Raw genomic sequence first — 15,117 nt, forward strand, 5'->3', positions numbered from 1 at the left:
CATGAATACGATGGAGGGCTTTGTTGCATGGAGACTAAATAGTGGTAAAGTACAAATATTTAACATAATATATACAATATCAAAAAGAGTTAAGCTCCTCTAATATAGGCTATTTTGGTGTGTAAAAGTCCCGTTTTTGAGTATGTCTTCATATTAAACTCTTTGAGATGCGAACCATGCAGCAAAGCCACTCAAGTATAAAATTTAATAGTTATGTAAAGGATAGCCTAACCCTGAACCCATAACATGAAAAAAACAGCAAAAAAAGTCGTATACGCTATTATTTCGGTAGTGATGGCTGTTGTTATTTTTGGGTTGGTATTGGCCTTTCTTCCAACGAAATCAAAGACAAACCATGCGGGGATTTCGGCCGAAAGAGCCACCGTTTTAAGGCAGAATTTCACAGGCCCTCATCATCTGATTACTACTACTGACGGGGAAACGCTGCTTCTGCGAAGATGGAATCCGGACAGTATTGAACCGTCCAAAAAAGAAATTGCCGTTTTGATTTTTCACGGCATCACGGCCCACAGCGGCGCCTACGATATGGGCGGGAAACCCATCTCAGCAGGCGGATATACGACCTTTGGCTTGGATTACCGAGGGCATGGTTTATCGGGAGGCAACCGAGGTGACAGCCCGGGTAAAGACCAATGGATCACTGATTTAGCCGAGTCGGTCAAGTACATTAAAGGTCTTGGGTTTCCCAAAGTGGTTATCTTGGGGCATAGCATGGGCGTGGCTTCGGCAATATGCGCCGCGAATGCCGTTCCCGATGAGATTTCGGGATTAATACTTCTTTCGGGCGCTTATGAAGGCCGGAAAGGGCTGTCGATACCGCCAACCCTATTTGAAAAAACTAAAATTTTCACAAGTTCTATTTTCCGCCCCTCTTATCAGGCGGTCGAATATTACAGAGATGGCATGACGGTCACCAAAGATTCCCTGTTCAATTTAAGATATACGCTTCGATTTTTAACCATGCTGAACGTCAAAGAACTTCGGCTCCCGAAAAACCTGAATGTTCCGGTATTGGTCGGTGTGGGAGATAAAGATGAGTTATTTGAAGTAGATAAAGTGAAGGATTTCTATAACTTAGTCCCCGGAAATAAAAAGGAGTTTTTAGTGATGAAAAACACGACCCATGCCAAGATTCCGGTGGAAAGTTGGGAACAAGTGGTTGTTTGGCTGAGTAAAACGCACGCCGACGGGCACAAAAAGAACACAGAAACACTTTGAAGAATCAATTATCAAGCAAAACAACAACCAAAAACACAAGTGAAAAAACAACTACTTAACCTCTCTCTTGCGATACTTTTGTGCTCACTGACAGCCCTTGGACAAACCCCCATCAAGCTGACCCAACTCGATAGCAATAAACTCCCCTTTGACATAAAATTGGAAGGAAAAATAAAAAATGCGGTCAGGTGGACGGATAGTTTGGGCGACAATATGGTGATTACGACGGAAACGGGCATTTTTCAAAACAAAAAGTTCAGACATGAAGAAGATGGAAATGATGCCGAACTGTTTGCCTATCACTTCCTCATTTCAAAAGATGAAGCTAAACAAACGTGGAAAGTGTACGATTTTATCAAAGATTGTCCCTTGGACATTGAGGCTTCGTTTATCAAAAATACGTTTCAGGTAACGGACCTGAACAAAGACGGTGTAGCCGAAATTTGGCTCATGTATAAGACCGTTTGCCACGGCGACGTCAGTCCCTGCGATATGAAAATAATCATGTACCAAGGCCCGCAAAAATTTGCCATGCGAGGAAAAAACAAAGTCAAAATTTCGGACCGGGACTATGTAGGCGGAGAGTACAAATTTGACCCGGCCTTTAGCAGCGGACCAAAAGAATTTCTTGAATTTGCCAAAAAGTTATGGCAGAAAAACATCATGCAGACGTGGAGCAAATAAAAGGCTTCTGTATCTTTTTAGACGCAGATACACAAACCATTTGCAGTAATTTTGGAACAGAAAATTTAAAACAGGGATATGCACTTAAAAGATTTCGAGGTTGAACGGTATTTTGCAAAATATGAGTTTACTGCTCAATACCTCTTATCAAGTTCAGACTGTGATGGATACAGTATGAACTACGTTCTAAATTTAGCGTCTGACGTAGAAAAAGAGCACTGGGATACTTTAAAATTGGGCTATACCGAAACCGTAGGAAGTGAACCGTTGCGGCAGGCTATCAAACAGCATTATCAAACCATTGCTCTTGATGAAATAGTGGTATCATCGCCGGGAGAGGCTAATTTCATTTTGATGAATGTGGTGCTGAATGCAGGAGATCATGTCATTTGCATGGCTCCCATGTATCAATCGCTGTATCAGGTTGCCAAAGATATAGGTTGTTTTGTTTCATTTTGGAAACCGGCCAAAACTGAAAATCAATGGTATTATGACCCCGAAGATTTGAAACAATTAATTACCTCAAAAACAAAATTAATTGTCATCAATTTTCCACACAATCCAACCGGTTACAGTCTAACTCCCGCTGAATTTAAGCAAATCACAGAAATCGCACAACAAAACAATATCCTGCTTTTTTCGGATGAAATGTACCGTTTTTTACACCACGATACCGACCAGCAACTGCCTTCCGCCTGCGATTTATACGAAAATGCCATCAGCCTTTGGGGAACAGCAAAAACATTTGGACTTGCGGGATTACGATTAGGGTGGCTTACGTCAAAAAACAAAGAAATCTTAAAAAAGGTGGAGCATTTTAAAGACTACCTTTCGATATGCAACAGTGCCACAAGTGAACTGTTGGGAACGATTGCCATTAACAATATGGCCAAATTTGTCAATCCCAATTTAGAAAAAATCAAGTCAAATATTTTGTTGTTTGAGCAATTCCATCACCGTAACGCCGATTTTTTTGATTTTATAAAACCCAATTCAGGCTCAACCGCCTTTATAAAATTGACCGCAAAAGAGCCCGCCCTGCAATTTGCCGAAAGATTGGTGAAGGATACGGGAATCATGCTTTTGCCATCAGAAACTTTTGAGTATGGTGAATCTCATGCAAGAATCGGTTTTGGACGAGAAAATATGCCCCAAATTTTAGAAAAGTTTGAAGTCTATATCAACAATAACGGGAAACACTACCGGACAGTCTAAACTAAGATGATTAACCAAGACAAGGATGCTCCCCCTTTTACAACAGTCTAAAAACCCACGAATGGAAACCAAACTCCTCAATTATTTTTCCCGAATTATGCCGCTTTCTGAGGAAGAAGCAGCGGCCATTGCGGATACTATGTTGATTCAACGGTACAAAAAAGGTACTGTTTTGCTCAAAGAAGGGCAAATCTCCACCGAAGCTTACTTTGTATTGGAGGGGTGCGTGCGACAGTATTTCCTCATTGACGGGGAAGAGAAAACCAACAATTTTTTCACCGAAGAGCAATGGGTTATTTCCATCAACAGTTTCAGTAGCCGAACTCCTTCCAACCATTACCTGGAATGTTGTTTGGACAGTTCGTTGGTGGTGGGTAATCGGGAAAAAGAAGAAAACCTCTACCGACGATTTCCCAAATTAGAAACCATTTCCAGAAAAGTAATGGAGAAAGTATTTGCCGAACAGCAGGAAATCATGTCTTCCTACGTGACCGATAGTCCCGAACAACGCTACCTGAAATTATTGACGTCACGCCCCGATTTGTTTCAAAAAATACCGCAATACCAATTGGCGAGTTACATTGGAGTAAAACCGGAGTCGTTGAGCCGAATCAGAAAACGAATCATTCATAAATAAGGAAAGCCGCCGCCGTTGGCACGCTCTACACCACAATCGCGACATTCCCCTTCTTGTGTCCTTTTTCCACATACGCGTGCGCTTCGGCCATTTGTGCTAAGGGATACGTTCGGTCAATCACCGGTTTCAGTTGACCTGCCTCGATGAGTTCTTTCAGAAAAATCATGTCTTCTGCCGTTTCACTAATGACGCCCGTCACTACTTTTCGGTTGCCTGTCATGGAAGTCCATGCCCCTCGAATCATTTCTGAAAGGCCCGCCGCACTTAAAATCAATATCCCATTCTTATTCAATGACTTTAAAATGTGTGAAAACAACGTCTTATTGACCGTCTCAAAAATTACATCGTAGGTTTCTCCGTTTTTAGTAAAATCCTCCTTGATATAATCAATGACTTTATCCGCTCCTAACGATTTTACCAAATTCACATTTGCCGTACTGCATACGCCCGTTACATGGGCTCCGAAATGCTTTGCCAACTGAACAGCCGCACTGCCCACCGCTCCCGAAGCTCCGTAAACAAGCACTTTTTGCCTGGGCATAATGTTTGCTTTTTTGATAAAATGCAGGGCCGTTGTGGCGCCAAAGGGAATCGCCGCCGATTCAGCATGAGTGATATTTCTCGGTTTTAAGGCCAACACTGCCTCTTCTGGCAGGCATTTGTATTCTGCATACGCCCCAAAACCAGAACTCAGTGCCGTAGAGCCAAAGACTTCATCGCCCACTTTGAATCGTTTTACGTCTTTGCCGATAGCTTCAATTTGCCCCGAAAGCACACCGCCCAGGATATTGATTTTGGGTTTCATAAGTCCAAAAAACAATCGAACGGCGTACGGGTCTGCTTTTCGAAGCCGCCAATCTCCGGAATTGACAGCCGTAGCTTTAATTTTTACGAGAATTTCGTTGTCTTTTAGGGTGGGTTTTTCTACTTCTTTCAATTCAAGAACTTCCGGGGCTCCGTACTTCGTATAAACAATTGCTTTCATGTTGGTGGTATTCTTTTTGACTTTTTCGAGAGCAAAAGTACGGGGCCGATTTCCCAATTTCATTGACTTTAGTTAAGAAATCGATGAAAACAAAGTCAATCGTTACTACACGATTACGATTGAAAAAAGAAATGTATTGTTGGTTCCCGCTTATAAAAGCTGAAAAAAGAACATTTGCATCCGCAACGTAATGATTCATTATTTTGTATTTCGGCGTTGGATAATCTGGTGGAGGAGCTTATAGAGGCTATGGCTATGGCAGCAGAACTTACGGATACGGAGGAGGATATTGTACGTAGGAGGAATACCTTATTTTTATTATTCGGGCATGTTTTACCGTTCTTATAACAACAACCAATACGAAGTGATACGTCCGCCCATTGGAGCGGTGGTGACAGAACTGCCCGCCGATGCCCAAGGGGTAATCGTTGACGGGGAGGAGTATTTCCTGAGTTATGGTACCTACTACCGTGCCTACGTCAATGAAAATCACCAATTGGTGTATGAAGTAGTGGGTGAGCAATAAATCAGAAGCTTGATTTCAAGTAGATTTTGGTTAAAAGCGGGTTTTAAAGGTACAATTAACCCCTCACTTTTAACGGATAATCCCTATGTTTTCTCGTCGTGATTTTCTCAGAACTACTGCTTTAGGCGGCGCTGCTTCGCTTTTTTCTCCTCATGTGTTGCTCTCAGCTACGCGTCCCAAAAAAGACAAATTGGGCATAGCCTTGGTCGGGTTGGGGTATTACAGCACTGATTTATTGGCACCCGCTCTACAATTGACCAAAAATTGTGAATTGGTCGGGATTGTTACCGGTACCCCTTCCAAAGCGGAAACGTGGAAACAGAAGTACAATCTGAAGGACAAAAACATTTATAATTACCAAAATTTCGACCAAATTGCCAATAATCCGGACATTGACGTAATCTATGTGGTATTGCCGCCCAGTATGCACCGCGAATATGTAGTACGCGCGGCTAAAGCAGGGAAGCAGGTGTTTTGTGAAAAACCCATGGCCCCGAGCGTAGCCGATTGCGAAGCGATGATTAAAGCCTGTGCGGATAATAAAGTGAAATTGGCCATTGGCTACCGTTGTCAACACGATCCTAATACGCAGGCGTATATGAAGTTTGCGAAGGAAAAAACCTTTGGTAAAGTGAGAATGGTGACTTGTGGTGCCGGCTATTTTGATGCCCGTACGACGCACTGGAAACAAAACAAAGCCCTCGGGGGCGGTGTCATGGGCGATATGGGCGTGTATGCGCTTCAGGGGGCGAGGTTGGCTACGGGCGAAGAGCCGATTTCTGCAACGGCGCAATTTCATACCACACGTCCTGATATTTACAAAGAAGTAGAAGAAACGGCTACCTTTCAGTTGGAGTTTCCAAATGGAGCGTTGGCTGCCTGCCATACGAGTTTTGGCATCAATATGAATTACCTGCAAGCCAATTGCGAAAAAGGCTGGTTTAAGATGGAGCCTTTTTCGATCTATAGCGGAAACAAAGGAAGCAGCCCGCTTGGTGCTATTGATTTCCCGCTCCAAAGCCAACAGGCAAAGCAATTGGATGACGACGTTGAGGCTCTTATGAAAAGCACTTCGCTCATTGCACCCGGTGAAGAAGGTCTGCGGGATATTCGCGTGGTGGAAGCCATTTATAAATCGGTCGCAAACGGAGGGAAGACGATTAAGATTTAATGTGAATGAGCGAACGAGTATCTGACAATCAGGGAGTTAAAAATCAATAAGTAACCTGATGGTGATAAACGAGTAATGATTTAAGATATAGTGAAAGAGCGAGGTTTGGGACGGTTCACCGTTGCGACTCGCTCTTTCTATTTATAGACCTCCGTATTTTTTAAAATTCACTAATCCGCTACTTTATTCAGCATCCCAACTCCTACAAACAAAAACAGAGCTCCTACGACGAAAGGAACCAGAGTTTCCCATTTGGTGAGTGTAAAGCCTAATACCGCCTTATCGGACATGAAGGCGATGCAGGCAAAGAGAATAAAAATAACACCCATACCGGTGAGAATGCTTCCTATCGTACGTTTCATTGTGGTTTGGTTTTGGTTTAATTGGGCTGCAAAGCTATCATTTTTGTTAGAAAGCTGCAATGAACTACGATTCAGGTCTGATTTTAAGCCCTTCTTCGTGGACAATGTATTCAGATTGATAATAAAACCGTTGGAACAGATAGATTCCTAACAATAGGGTAGTCAGTACAAGAATGGCAGTTGGAATACGAAACATAATGAGGAAAAATCCGACGAAAAAAGCATAAAATCCCTGTCTCAGCAGCGTATCCATGACATAATGCCGTTGGAGAAATCGACCGAAAATCAGCCAAAGGAGCCCCAAAATGAACCCCCACCACTGAATGGCATAGACCCAACTGACACCCTTGGGTAAGTAGCGCACCAAAAACAACGTTTCGGGAAGAATAAGGAGCGCGAAAAGCTGCAAGTATTGAATCGAACGTTGGCGAAGCGACAGCGGTAAATTGCGTAACAGTGGCAGTTGTAAATGCTCAAATTCGTACAGATGCAGCAGCAGCACCGAATGAACCATGCCGATGGTCAAGGCACCTAATGAAAGCAACCGTTCGTCGTAGTGGTCGGTGGGGTAGATTTTACAAACTCCCAGTACGATAAAGCATGTAAAACCTTTGGTCAGAAACAGTAAAACGGGGTTGTCTTTGAACAGATACAGAATAAAATAAGACCAATAGGGTTTGGTAAAACGGCGATTCAGATATCCACTGAAAGCGCTCAATTTCGTGTCGGGATTGGGACGAAACAGGCGGTATTCGTAGGAGGCTACGGCTGTAAATGGTATCAATAAAATGTAAGAATACGTAGCGATAACGGCGTTTTGCTGACCGATTTTCCATCCGTAATACCCCACAAATGCCGCATAAAGTACTACGGGTAACCACAGCATCGCCTGTACGTACAACAAGGCAAGCCAACGCTGCCATTTCGGAATTAACACCAATTGAAACAGAAAATCGTGTGAATCCCATAATAACCGTTGGCGGACAAAAAAGATGGTTTTGAGGTGATACAACCCAAAAAAGGCAAAGACCAAGCCCAGTAAAAAAGGGGAAGCAAAGACATAGGCCGACAAAGCAATGTGGTCTTCCGGACGCAGAATCCCAAAGGCAAACATCAGTACCAAAAAAAGAAAACCAGTATTGAGGCGATAGTATTCTACTACTAATGTTTTGCGAAGAATGTTGAGAACGGGAATCATAACTTGCTGCTTTATCACCCTGCGGAGGGACTTATTTCTGTTATTTTTTTATCCTTTACCTCAAATAATTGCTTGATGGGTAAGGCGTTAAATCTAAAATCCTGATGCGATGACAACAAAAACGTCACTCCCTTGGCGTGATAATCACGCACCAGTTCATAAACTCGCTGCACGGTAGCATCATCAATCGTAATGAGCGGTTCGTCCAGAATAATTACTTTCGGACTTCCTAAAAATGCCAACGCCAACGACGTTTTTTTTAACATGCCACTGGAGTAAGTACCCGTGGGTTGGTACAAAAATGGTTCGATTCCCAGCATTTCAATGAGAGAGTCAACTTGGGATTCGGAAGCACGCTTGGCGGTGGCAACAAACTGAATTAAATCATTGGCCGTGAGAAATTCGGGGTAGTCGGGTTCGGCTTCACCGTAATTAATATGGAGGCGGTAGTCAATGGGTTGTTTGCGAATGCCCCATTCAACTAATTGAATCTCTCCCTCAAAGGGCAACATTCCGGCCAGCGTTCTGAAAAAAGTGGTTTTACCCGATCCATTGGCTCCTTTGAACCAGTGAATACCCTCCGATAAAACCAAATCGGGCACTTGGATCACCAAATGCCCGCCGTAGGATTTTTGTAAATTTTTGATTTGAAGCATAAATTCAGTTTACTGTAAACTGCTTACGGCTGATTTTCTTGTTTTCGCTACTTCCAGTACGTGTTTTCCAATTTTTGTACCGGCAATATTGCCTTGGTCGCAACCTGATCGGTAGTGAATTCCACCGTAAAGCCGACTGATATTCACACTCTTGGCTGCTTCTCGGAACGATTTAAATGATAGAACTCCGTGGCCATGTTTATATTCCGTTGAATCCGTAAAAGCGATATTATCTCCGTGAACAAAGGTAAGAATTTCTGCCGAGGCAGCCGAGATGGTACTGTGACCGCTGGTATATTCAGGGAAAGGAGGAGTTTGTAAAAACGGTTGCCACTTAGGGTCAATATCCGAATTAATGACCGTTTCAGGGCGAACCTTTCTCGTACGGTATTTTTCTTCCCAACAACCAATAAAACCATCAAGCAATGCAATAGACGTAAGAGAATATCCTTCTACGCTTCTTTCAAACGGGACTTTGTTATTGCGACAAATGGTTGAGTTGATCGCCATCCAATGCCCTCCGGGAGTCATTTTTTTGTTGGCAAACGAAACGTGCCCAACTACATTCATAACAAAAGGATTGTCATCCCAAAACCAGGCAATGCGTTTTTGCTCTTCGGTCAGATTTTTACCAATTTCGTATACTTCACGGGTCTCGCGCCAAAATTCACTGTTTTTATCTTTGGTCCACATAGGAGGGCGCGGCGGCATAAACTGAGTGGCTGAGTCGAGCGTTAGTGACCGGATTCTGTGCCATTCGGGCTCGCAGGCATCCGCATAAGCGGGAGGGGTAGGGACCCAAGTGCCCGGTTCATTGGTAACCGTAAATCGAATTCCGCGTGTTTGTTTGTATTTGTCCTTAGTCGAATACCGCATTATGTGAGCAGCGACGCTATCTCCATACGCCATGGAACGTTCAATGACATCGTCGGGAATCCCCATATCCTCGTATTTTTTGTAAAAATCCTTTTCGTACTCGTCAAAAAAGCTCGCTGAAAAGGTAAGGTTTCGGGCAACTTTCAAAAAAGCGCGTGTACTTGCTAACGGAAAGCAATATTCTTTTCCGGCTTCGGGGGTAGGTGAGGGGCCAAATCCTTTCAGTTGACCCCCTAATGATTGATAAGTAGGGTAGCCCGGAACCATAGCTTCGTAGCCGGCCAAATTGGAATAAGCGTAAATTCGACCTGCTACCGGCGGTTTAAAAATGTCGTGAATAATAACTTCCGTAAGCAATTCGACAGAGGTATGATACAGTTCCGGATCGGCGGCCTTGGCGTTGTATTCTTCGGGTTTAGCAGTGGGTTTGCAGGCGCTCATCAGTAGGAAAACGACTCCTACACTTAGTAAAAACGACTTTCTCATCATATAGGGTTCTGAAAAAAATCAAAATTAAAATTCAAAAAAACATACCGTTAAATCGCAAAATTACAAAACGATACGGTCAATAAATTGATTTTTATCACTTATTTAGGGAATTGTGATTGGACAGATGCCTTTTAGTGGAATGAAAAACAGATTCAATTGAATTGAACATGGGCAAAAGTTTCCAGTGCTACAATCTGATAAGAGATAGTTTCCAGCATTAGCAACACTTCGCCTGGGAGGGAAACGGGTGGAATTTTCGCGGTTCGCTTGGTGTTTTAAATAGCAGTCGTAGAGAGATAGTTCACAAAGATTGGAAGGGGTAAAATTTGGACAGAAAAATGTCGGAGTCAGTAAGGCTGTACTGAGCAATTTCCTTATTATTGCAACTGTTTCATAATCAAACTTTCGCAAAAAATTTTCGCTAAAAAGTCAAAGTAATTGTTGTTTTTTTGAAAGAAAACTCTTATTTTTCCACAAACTAAAACATCTAAAGCATTTGGTAGAAAAAGTAATTTCCTTGGAAGATGTGTCGCTCGTAGATTTTCTGGGCGTCGAAAATAACCACATCAGAGAAGTAGCCGCCGCTTTCCCCATGAGTAAAATCATCTCGCGCGGCAATGAAATTCGGGTCATGGGTACTCCTCCCGAAATCCTTCGCATTGGCGATATTCTGGAATCTCTCCTCCAGCACTATCAGAAGTACGGAAAAATCACCAACGAAAATGTACGGCATTACCTTACTGCTAATGGTGGTTCGGTAGCTCCACCCCACGTACTGGAAGACGAAAAAGACGTTATTCTGTACGGTACGCGCGGCGTAGTGGTCAAAGCAAGAACGGCTAATCAGAGGCGGATGGTCGAGGAAGCTGCCGAACACGATCTGCTGTTTGCCATTGGCCCAGCCGGTACGGGTAAAACCTACACTGCCGTAGCCTTGGCAGTACAGGCATTGAAAGAAAAGAAAGTAAAAAAACTTATCATCACTCGCCCGGCCGTTGAGGCAGGGGAAAATTTAGGGTTTTTGCCCGGTGATTTGAAAGAGAAGATTGACCCGTATCTCCGTCCCATCTATGATGCGCTGGAGGATATGATTCAGAGTGAAAAACTCAAGTTTTACTTAGAAAACAACATTATTGAAATTGCGCCGTTGGCCTATATGCGCGGGCGCACTTTGAATAATGCTTTTATCCTGTTGGACGAAGCCCAAAATACAACACCTTCACAAATGAAGATGTTTTTGACCCGTATGGGGCCAAGTTCGAAGGTGATTATTACAGGCGATAAAACGCAGATAGACTTACCCAAAAATCAACAGTCGGGTTTGAAAGATGCGGCGGAAACCCTCAAAAACGTGAAAGGCATCAGCTTTGTAGAGTTGGATGGCCGCGACGTAGTACGCCACCGCCTCGTCAAAGATATTTTGGATGCTTATGATAAAAAAGAGAATGGGTAGAGTTTACAACGGTCCGCCGTGCGGTTTACAGTTTACAGTTAACCGTTTACAATTGGCAGTGAAATACCAAACGCACTGCCAATTGTCTATTATATGCCGATTGATACCTTCGTGCCGTCTTTTGCCTTTTGCCTTTTGCCTTTTTTTCTTTTTGTCTCCTTCTGCCAACGCTCAGCGCTGCTCGGCGGTTCAGTATGATTCTATGCTGGCAAAACGCTATCCTTTCTGGAAACTGAAGCGCAAAATGCTGGAAGATTCAATTCAAACTTACTTACGGTCACCTCAGAGTCGTGCAGTTCGCACCGGAGCCATTTGTGAGCGAATCAGAATTCCCGTTGTAGTGCACGTGGTGCATAATAATACGGCCGGCACCATAGGAGGGCGCGATAATCCAAACATTTCTGACGACCAAATCAAAGAACAAATTCGTGTTTTGAACGAAGATTACCGTCGAAAAACGGGAACCAGAGGCTACAACACTAATACCGTTGGGGCTGATACGGGTATTGAGTTTTATTTGGCAACCATTGACCCTGATGGTAAAGCAACTACGGGCATCACAAGGCATTATTATGCTCAGAAAACAACGTTTGACGTCTTCTTGGACGATCAGACATTGGCCAATATTGTAAGTTGGAATACGGATCGCTACCTGAATATTTGGGTAACTCGATTTTCCAATAACTATTTAGGGATTTCTCAGTTTCCATCTGTTACCGGAATCAATGGATTGGATAATAATAATGAGCTACAGGAAAAAACCGACGGCGTTTTTATTGATTTTCGCGTGTTCGGAATAGGCTCGGCGGTCACAAGTCGTTTATACAGTTTGGGACGAACCACTACCCACGAAATTGGGCATTGGTTGGGATTGGTGCATACGTGGGGGGATGATAACTGCGGCACTGATTATTGTGCCGATACGCCTACCTGCGAAAATGGGAACCAAACGGCAAACTGCGGCCCTGTTTTTTCCAATTGCGGCGGGGTACGTACTCGGAACATGACCGAAAACTACATGGATTACTCTCCGGATTCGTGCATGAATATTTTTACCAAAAATCAAACCGAACGGATGCTGGCGGTCATTGAAAAAGCGCCCCGTCGGAATCGCTTGGTAAAGTATTGGTGCGCTGCGCTTCCTTTCGGTACTAATCTTTTGGTTGAAATCTACCCAAATCCTACTGACCCTACGACTGATTTAACGAATATCAAAGTGACTTTAAAGGAGTTCGGTACATTTGATATTGAGGTTTTTAGTTTAACGGGGCAGTTGATCAGCCAAAAGCAATACAAAGACTACCCGAGTTGGGTCGTTGAATTTCCTACCACCAATCTTCCGCCGGGCTCGTATATCGTACGGGTAAAAACCAAAGACGAGACGATTACTAATCGCTTGGTTGTTATACGATGAATGCCTTGCTTCGTTATACGCTGGCTTTTGTCGGCGGAATTTTGTTACACGGCATTTTTTCCAAATCTTTTGTTGGAAATATTGGGTACAAATTTGTGTTCGGAGCCGTTCTGTTTTTGAGTGCACTCCTTTTTCTGCTCCTTCGTTTTCGTAAAAGCAATCGTTATAGTCTTGGTTTATTAACCATTCTTCTATTTGTAGGACTGGGGTGGGTTCGTACTCCTTCTTTACACGATAAGACTGATTTTAGCCACGTTATTGCTTATGAGGTGGCAGTTACATCACCACCCGAAACCCGCGCTAAAACCTACAAAATAGAAGCGATGGTGCTGAAAGCTCAATGGGAGAATCAATGGCATCCACTTTCAGGAAAAATACTTCTTTACATTGACAAAGGAGCACCAAAGCCTCATTATGGTGATGTATTACTTATTCGTGGGGCACCCCGTTTGGTAGAACCTCCCCAAAATCCCGCGCAATTTGATTATCAAAGATTCCTCTCTTATAAACAGATTTTTCACCAACATTACCTGCGCAGTACTGATTTTGCTCTGACGGGTAAACGCGAAACAAATTGGCTGAAAGAATGGGCATTCACCGTCAGTGAATGGAGTGATGTCGCCTTACGCCGATTGGTGCCGCTCGACCGTGAATATGCAGTGGCCAAGGCGATGATTCTTGGTCTGCGTGATGAAATGGATAATGAATTGGTTCAGGCTTATTCGGCAGCCGGTGCTGTGCATGTATTATCGGTATCTGGTTTTCACGTGGGGATTTTTGTGCTTTTGTTGGCTTGGTTACTTCGGTTTATAAAAAAACGCCGACATGGCCTATTTCTTTATTTAGGGATTACCTTAGGAATCATGTGGTTTTATGCTGTATTGACCGGGTTGTCAGCTCCCGTGGTTCGTTCGGCATTGATGGTTACGATACTTTTGTTGGCAGAGCCGCTGGGAAAGACAAAAGATACAAAAAATGCCCTCTTCGGTTCAGCTTTGATTTTATTGGTGCTTGACCCGTTGTTGATTTATTCGGTTAGTTTTCAATTGTCGTATGCGGCATTGGGAGGGATTCTTTTTTGGCAACCTGTTTTATACCAAAGCCTTACCTTTAAAGATTGGTTTTTAGATAAAATTTGGGAAGTTTCTGCGGCGGCTCTTACGGCGCAGTTGGCTACTTTCCCTTTGGCTGTCTATTATTTTCATCAGTTCCCTACGTATTTTCTGTTGGTAAATCCCGTAGTGGTTGGGCTGTCGGTGGCTATGCTCTATGTGGCATTTGTCACCCTTGCGTTGTCCTGGATACCGTTTTTATCAGTAGGCTTAGGTTGGCTTTTGACGATGCTCACCTGGCTTTTAAATCAGGCGGTAGTATTGACTGAACAACTACCGTATTCGGTGTTAGGCAATTTATCCTTTTCCAGGTTAGAACTGTTGTTGGTTTATGGAATCGGCGGGTGTTTATTGGCGCTCCTGTACTATCGTAATGTACGTTGGTTTTGCGGGATTGGAATCGCAAGTGTAGGCTTGTTGATTTTGCAAGTGGTTGAAATAAAGACTTTTAATAAACAAAAATGGTTGGTTATTCATTCGGTACCGAAGCAAAGTGCAGTCAGTTTGATAGATGGAAGACAGGCAGTTTTGGTCGCAGATTCGGCTTTTTTTCAGCCTGATCAAAAGCCTTTTAATTTCTATCTTAAGAATTTTTACGTTAATCAAAGCATTGGTTATACTCAATATGAACCTTTAGAGGTTCCTGCGGCGGATGTAAAGATACTTCCATTTGGGAAACTTATCGTATGGCAAGGCCGAAAAATCCTATTCGTTGAAAAACCTATTGCGTGGACATTACCTCCCATTGCTGATTACATATTAATTCGGAATAACGCCTTTCGTAAATCAGAGCAATTACGCATTGTTTTTGGAAATCAAAGGCTCATCTTCGATAATTCCAATAAATTTTATGTATTAGATACATTGGAAAAACAGGCGGTATCTCGCCGACTGCCCTGGTATTTTGTGAACAAGAAAGGTGCTTTGGTAGCTCAATTTTAGTAATTTTTCTTCTTTTTACGGCATCTTTCAAAGAAACTAATTAGGGTGATTGCATCAAGTGTTAAGTTGGTTTAACAGGGTTTTAAGGTAAGCATCGTCGCGAGCGGCTTTCTTTCGCTTACGAGCCAAACTCATTTCAGTCGGCTCTCGCTTTAAGA

The 15,117-nt window shown here is 43.1% G+C and carries 14 protein-coding genes; 9 read left to right on the forward strand and 5 right to left on the reverse strand.

The window, feature by feature from the left end:
• Window positions 1–246 precede the first annotated feature (246 nt).
• The 4 genes from Q0081_RS04025 (at window position 247) to Q0081_RS04040 (ending at window position 3,775) form a co-directional block, all read left to right on the forward strand.
• Window positions 247–1,239, forward strand: coding sequence for an alpha/beta hydrolase (locus tag Q0081_RS04025; RefSeq protein WP_298349624.1), 993 nt, complete (start codon window positions 247–249; stop codon window positions 1,237–1,239).
• A 39-nt stretch (window positions 1,240–1,278) separates the two neighbouring features.
• Window positions 1,279–1,923, forward strand: coding sequence for a M949_RS01915 family surface polysaccharide biosynthesis protein (locus Q0081_RS04030; protein ID WP_298349626.1), 645 nt, complete (start codon window positions 1,279–1,281; stop codon window positions 1,921–1,923).
• Window positions 1,924–2,001: 78 nt separating this feature from the next.
• Window positions 2,002–3,138, forward strand: a complete 1,137-nt coding sequence (locus tag Q0081_RS04035; protein WP_298349628.1) for an aminotransferase class I/II-fold pyridoxal phosphate-dependent enzyme — start codon at window positions 2,002–2,004, stop codon at window positions 3,136–3,138.
• A gap of 25 nt (window positions 3,139–3,163) precedes the next feature.
• Window positions 3,164–3,775: a Crp/Fnr family transcriptional regulator gene (locus tag Q0081_RS04040; RefSeq protein WP_298349630.1), complete on the forward strand. Its 612-nt coding sequence runs from the start codon at window positions 3,164–3,166 to the stop codon at window positions 3,773–3,775.
• Between the two features lie 25 nt (window positions 3,776–3,800).
• Here Q0081_RS04040 and Q0081_RS04045 read toward each other — a convergent pair whose 3' ends face one another.
• Window positions 3,801–4,823 carry an NAD(P)-dependent alcohol dehydrogenase gene (locus Q0081_RS04045; RefSeq protein WP_298349632.1) on the reverse strand — a complete coding sequence of 341 codons (1,023 nt, stop codon included), beginning with the start codon at window positions 4,821–4,823 and terminating at the stop codon, window positions 3,801–3,803.
• Between the two features lie 226 nt (window positions 4,824–5,049).
• Here Q0081_RS04045 and Q0081_RS04050 point away from each other — a divergent pair, with 226 nt between their 5' ends.
• Together Q0081_RS04050 and Q0081_RS04055 are read left to right on the forward strand one after the other, a co-directional pair.
• Complete coding sequence (locus Q0081_RS04050; RefSeq protein ID WP_310586474.1) at window positions 5,050–5,286, forward strand: DUF6515 family protein; 237 nt, start codon at window positions 5,050–5,052, stop codon at window positions 5,284–5,286.
• An 85-nt stretch (window positions 5,287–5,371) separates the two neighbouring features.
• Window positions 5,372–6,457 (forward strand): Gfo/Idh/MocA family protein, encoded by a 1,086-nt coding sequence (locus tag Q0081_RS04055; protein ID WP_298349637.1) that lies wholly within the window; start codon window positions 5,372–5,374, stop codon window positions 6,455–6,457.
• Window positions 6,458–6,627: 170 nt separating this feature from the next.
• Here the strand turns inward: Q0081_RS04055 and Q0081_RS04060 are convergent, their stop codons facing one another.
• The 4 genes from Q0081_RS04060 to Q0081_RS04075 all read right to left on the reverse strand — a co-directional run bounded on the left by Q0081_RS04060 (window position 6,628) and on the right by Q0081_RS04075 (window position 10,035).
• Window positions 6,628–6,819, reverse strand: coding sequence for a hypothetical protein (locus Q0081_RS04060; RefSeq protein WP_298349638.1), 192 nt, complete (start codon window positions 6,817–6,819; stop codon window positions 6,628–6,630).
• 64 nt (window positions 6,820–6,883) lie between these two features.
• Window positions 6,884–8,017, reverse strand: a complete 1,134-nt coding sequence (locus Q0081_RS04065; RefSeq protein WP_298349639.1) for a hypothetical protein — start codon at window positions 8,015–8,017, stop codon at window positions 6,884–6,886.
• 14 nt (window positions 8,018–8,031) lie between these two features.
• A complete protein-coding gene (locus tag Q0081_RS04070) occupies window positions 8,032–8,673 on the reverse strand; it encodes an ABC transporter ATP-binding protein (protein WP_298349642.1) in 642 nt (213 codons plus the stop codon).
• A 9-nt stretch (window positions 8,674–8,682) separates the two neighbouring features.
• Window positions 8,683–10,035, reverse strand: coding sequence for a vanadium-dependent haloperoxidase (locus tag Q0081_RS04075; protein ID WP_298349653.1), 1,353 nt, complete (start codon window positions 10,033–10,035; stop codon window positions 8,683–8,685).
• Between the two features lie 499 nt (window positions 10,036–10,534).
• On the opposite strand from Q0081_RS04075, the gene Q0081_RS04080 reads away from it, so the two are divergent.
• From Q0081_RS04080 to Q0081_RS04090, 3 genes are read left to right on the forward strand one after another with little or no spacing between them, the layout of a single operon-like run.
• The gene (locus Q0081_RS04080) at window positions 10,535–11,491 is read left to right on the forward strand and encodes a PhoH family protein (RefSeq protein ID WP_298349645.1); all 957 of its coding nucleotides are present in this window, start codon (window positions 10,535–10,537) and stop codon (window positions 11,489–11,491) included.
• Window positions 11,484–12,905, forward strand: coding sequence for a M43 family zinc metalloprotease (locus Q0081_RS04085; protein WP_298349647.1), 1,422 nt, complete (start codon window positions 11,484–11,486; stop codon window positions 12,903–12,905). The genes Q0081_RS04080 and Q0081_RS04085 overlap by 8 nt, the downstream gene beginning before the upstream one ends.
• Window positions 12,902–14,959, forward strand: a complete 2,058-nt coding sequence (locus Q0081_RS04090; RefSeq protein WP_298349650.1) for a ComEC/Rec2 family competence protein — start codon at window positions 12,902–12,904, stop codon at window positions 14,957–14,959. Before Q0081_RS04085 ends, Q0081_RS04090 begins: the two co-directional genes overlap by 4 nt.
• The last annotated feature ends 158 nt before the right edge of the window (window positions 14,960–15,117 follow it).

Origin of the sequence: Runella sp., from assembly GCF_027484545.1 — a bacterium.
Classification (GTDB): Bacteria; Bacteroidota; Bacteroidia; order Cytophagales; family Spirosomataceae; genus Runella.

Excerpts from the sequence above, each read along its gene's own strand:
- Q0081_RS04025 (WP_298349624.1), top strand. The coding sequence starts at position 247 with ATGAAAAAAACAGCAAAAAAAGTCGTATACGCTATTATTTCGGTAGTG.
- Q0081_RS04035 (WP_298349628.1), top strand. The coding sequence starts at position 2,002 with ATGCACTTAAAAGATTTCGAGGTTGAACGGTATTTTGCAAAATATGAG.
- Q0081_RS04040 (WP_298349630.1), top strand. The coding sequence starts at position 3,164 with ATGCTCCCCCTTTTACAACAGTCTAAAAACCCACGAATGGAAACCAAA.
- Q0081_RS04045 (WP_298349632.1), bottom strand. The coding sequence starts at position 4,823 with ATGAAATTGGGAAATCGGCCCCGTACTTTTGCTCTCGAAAAAGTCAAA.
- Q0081_RS04055 (WP_298349637.1), top strand. The coding sequence starts at position 5,372 with ATGTTTTCTCGTCGTGATTTTCTCAGAACTACTGCTTTAGGCGGCGCT.
- Q0081_RS04060 (WP_298349638.1), bottom strand. The coding sequence starts at position 6,819 with ATGAAACGTACGATAGGAAGCATTCTCACCGGTATGGGTGTTATTTTT.
- Q0081_RS04065 (WP_298349639.1), bottom strand. The coding sequence starts at position 8,017 with ATGATTCCCGTTCTCAACATTCTTCGCAAAACATTAGTAGTAGAATAC.
- Q0081_RS04070 (WP_298349642.1), bottom strand. The coding sequence starts at position 8,673 with ATGCTTCAAATCAAAAATTTACAAAAATCCTACGGCGGGCATTTGGTG.
- Q0081_RS04075 (WP_298349653.1), bottom strand. The coding sequence starts at position 10,035 with ATGAGAAAGTCGTTTTTACTAAGTGTAGGAGTCGTTTTCCTACTGATG.
- Q0081_RS04085 (WP_298349647.1), top strand. The coding sequence starts at position 11,484 with ATGGGTAGAGTTTACAACGGTCCGCCGTGCGGTTTACAGTTTACAGTT.
- Q0081_RS04090 (WP_298349650.1), top strand. The coding sequence starts at position 12,902 with ATGAATGCCTTGCTTCGTTATACGCTGGCTTTTGTCGGCGGAATTTTG.